This is a genomic window from Mesorhizobium sp. B2-3-4, assembly GCF_006442315.1.
GTDB lineage: Bacteria > Pseudomonadota > Alphaproteobacteria > Rhizobiales > Rhizobiaceae > Mesorhizobium.
In genome coordinates this window covers 1-3,269 of record NZ_VFVY01000042.1, presented here as the reverse complement: position 1 = coordinate 3,269, position 3,269 = coordinate 1, and the positions used below count along the sequence as shown (strand labels likewise).

1 rRNA gene is annotated in these 3,269 nt (G+C 53.5%); it reads right to left on the bottom strand.

What is annotated here, in order from left to right:
* Nucleotides 1-19: 19 nt before the first annotated feature.
* A 23S ribosomal RNA gene (locus FJ967_RS33205) occupies nt 20-2,817 on the bottom strand.
* Between the last annotated feature and the right edge of the window lie 452 nt (nt 2,818-3,269).

The window sequence follows — 3,269 nt, the reverse complement described above, 5'->3', positions numbered from 1 at the left end:
ATGGGCATAAGGAATGAGAACGATCAAGCCGATCGAACTATTAGTACCGGTAAGCTTCAAGCGTTGCCGCTCTTCCACACCCGGCCTATCAACGTGGTCGTCTTCCACGGTTCTCAGGGAATACTCGTTTTAAGGTGGGTTTCCCGCTTAGATGCCTTCAGCGGTTATCCCGTCCGGATATAGCTACCCTGCTATGCGGCTGGCGCCACAACAGGTCCACCAGAGATCCGTCCATCCCGGTCCTCTCGTACTAGGGACAGATCCTTTCAATATTCCTACACCCACGGCAGATAGGGACCGAACTGTCTCACGACGTTCTGAACCCAACTCACGTACCGCTTTAAATGGCGAACAGCCATACCCTTGGGACCTGCTCCAGCCCCAGGATGCGATGAGTCGACATCGAGGTGCCAAACAACCCCGTCGATATGGACTCTTGGGGGTCATCAGCCTGTTATCCCCGGCGTACCTTTTATCCGTTGAGCGATGGCCCTTCCACGCGGGACCACCGGATCACTATGACCGACTTTCGTCTCTGCTCGACTTGTCAGTCTCGCAGTCAGGCAGGCTTATGCCATTGCACTCAGCGAACGATTTCCGACCGTTCTGAGCCCACCATCGCGCGCCTCCGTTACTCTTTAGGAGGCGACCGCCCCAGTCAAACTACCCACCATACATTGTCCCGGACCCGGATAACGGGCCGCGGTTAGACATCCATAGTAATAAGGGTGGTATTTCAAGGGTGGCTCCACCCGAGCTGGCGCCCGGGTTTCAAAGCCTACCACCTATCCTACACATGCCACTACGAATGCCAATGTAAAGCTATAGTAAAGGTGCACGGGGTCTTTCCGTCTAACCGCAGGAACCCCGCATCTTCACGGGGAATTCAATTTCACTGAGTCTATGCTGGAGACAGCGGGGAAGTCGTTACGCCATTCGTGCAGGTCGGAACTTACCCGACAAGGAATTTCGCTACCTTAGGACCGTTATAGTTACGGCCGCCGTTTACTGGGGCTTCGATTCAGAGCTTGCACCCCTCCTCTTAACCTTCCAGCACCGGGCAGGCGTCAGACCCTATACGTCGCCTTGCGGCTTCGCAGAGCCCTGTGTTTTTGATAAACAGTCGCTACCCCCTGGTCTGTGCCACCCTCCTCTACTTGCGTAGAAAAGGGTCACGCTTCTTCCGAAGTTACGCGTGCAATTTGCCGAGTTCCTTCAGCATAGTTCTCTCAAGCGCCTTGGTATACTCTACCAGACCACCAGTGTCGGTTTCGGGTACGGTCTATAAGGAGGAGCTATTTCCTGGAACCGCTCCGCTGCCCGTTCAATCCGATAAGATTGGACAACTTGTGCGATCCGTCACTACCTCCAGGCCCACGAATATTAACGTGGTTCCCATCGACTACGCGTTTCCGCCTCGTCTTAGGGGCCGGCTAACCCTGCTCAGATTAACTTTAAGCAGGAACCCTTGGTCTTTCGGCGGGGGAGTCTCTCACTCCCCTTACGTTACTCATGTCAGCATTCGCACTTCTGATACCTCCACCGCCCCTCACGGGTACGGCTTCATCAGCTTACAGAACGCTCCGCTACCGCTCGCATTACTGCGAACCCTAAGCTTCGGTGTATGGCTTTAGCCCCGTTACATTTTCGGCGCAAAGACCCTTATTTAGACCAGTGAGCTGTTACGCTTTCTTTAAATGATGGCTGCTTCTAAGCCAACATCCTGGTTGTTTTGGGATCCTCACATCCTTTCCCACTTAGCCATAACTTGGGGACCTTAGCTGTAGGTCAGGGTTGTTTCCCTTTTCACGACGGACGTTAGCACCCGCCGTGTGTCTGCCGACTAGTACTCCCAGGTATTCGGAGTTTGGTTAGGTTTGGTAATCCGGTGAGGACCCCTAGCCCATCCAGTGCTCTACCCCCTGGGGTATTCGGTCGACGCTCTACCTAAATAGATTTCGCGGAGAACCAGCTATTTCCGAGTTTGATTGGCCTTTCACCCCTAGCCACAAGTCATCCCGAACTATTGCAACAGTTATGGGTTCGGTCCTCCAGTAAGTGTTACCTTACCTTCAACCTGCTCATGGCTAGATCACTCGGTTTCGGGTCTAATGCGACGAACTGAACGCCCTGTTCAGACTCGCTTTCGCTGCGCCTACACCTACCGGTTTAAGCTTGCTCGTCACACTAAGTCGCTGACCCATTATACAAAAGGTACGTGGTCACCCTTGCGGGCTCCCACTGTTTGTAGGCAATCGGTTTCAGGTACTCTTTCACTCCCCTTGTCGGGGTGCTTTTCACCTTTCCCTCACGGTACTAGTTCGCTATCGGTCATGCACGAGTACTTAGGCTTGGAGGGTGGTCCCCCCAATTTCAGACAGGATTTCACGTGTCCCGCCTTACTCGAGGACGATTGATTGCATTACGCGTACGGGGCTGTCACCCACTATGGCCCTACTTTCCAGAAGGTTCCGCTTGTCTCTCAATCGCCACTGGCCTGGTCCGGGTTCGCTCGCCACTACTTCCGGAGTCTCGGTTGATGTCCTTTCCTACGGGTACTTAGATGTTTCAGTTCCCCGCGTTCGCCACTTTACCCCTATGTATTCAGGGTAAGTTACCTATATCAGATACTTGGAAACCACAGCCGCAGGTCACCCTGCAGCTCTGATTTTCCAAGCACCTTAGGTGGGTTTCCCCATTCGGAAATCTACGGATCAAAGGGTATTCGCACCTCCCCGTAGCTTATCGCAGCGTATCACGTCCTTCATCGCCTGTGCATGCCAAGGCATCCACCAATTGCCCTTAAGACACTTGATCGTTCTCATTGCCAATGCCCACCTGCGCAATCCGAAGGATTGTCGCTTCTGCCTTCCCCTTACGGAGTTAGCGTCCGCGCGATTTCGAAGAAATCGTCGCCTGAACCAGATCCTGTGCGGGATCCAATTCGATGTCATTGGCACAAAAAGACCAGCTTCTCGAGATCGGTTCGAGGGCGCGGTTAGGCAAACCCATCATATGCAAGGGATTGAGCGTCCCTTGCGACAAATCACAAACCTTTCGGCTCATGAAGTTCGAACAAATCTTCTCTTTACGATGTCAAACAGAACAGGCGGGAGAGCATGACGCTTCCCCGCAAACTCTTTTTACGAATGACTTTTGCCACCACATCTCCACTCGACACCCTTCATCCGCAGAAGAAGTGGTGGAGCCGGACGGGATCGAACCGACGACATCCTGCTTGCAAAGCAGGCGCTCTCCCAGCTGAGCTA